We start from the raw sequence: 323 nt of genomic DNA, 5'->3' as shown, positions 1-323 counted from the left end.
ATAAATACAGTGATAACAAGGCGTAAATTTTGACATGTAGTTGTTCTACTTGAAAAAATTATAACGCAGTTAGCGCTTTATTTAGCTCGCTAGAATGGTTAAATATTTAAGTCGATTGGTATAACACTGCGCTGCTGACAGCTCAAAGCCATTAGCTTTCCTACAGACGTAAAAAAGCCGCTTCATTTCTGAAGCGGCTTTCTCTTATTTGGAGCCTGGCAATGTCCTACTTTCACATAGCAAATGCTACACTATCATCGGCGCTGTTTCGTTTCACTACTGAGTTCGGCATGGGGTCAGGTGGGTCCAAAACGCTATTGTTA

1 rRNA gene is annotated in these 323 nt (G+C 40.6%); it reads right to left on the bottom strand.

The features are described from left to right. Window positions 1-213: 213 nt before the first annotated feature. A 5S ribosomal RNA gene (gene rrf / locus H5162_RS21180) occupies window positions 214-323 on the bottom strand; the annotation flags it as partial.

The organism is Pseudoalteromonas sp. SR41-8 (assembly GCF_014163915.1).
GTDB classification, from domain to species: Bacteria; Pseudomonadota; Gammaproteobacteria; order Enterobacterales; family Alteromonadaceae; genus Pseudoalteromonas; species Pseudoalteromonas rhizosphaerae.
Note: the sequence above shows the minus strand (reverse complement) of the source record. Positions and strands in the feature narration are given on the sequence as shown.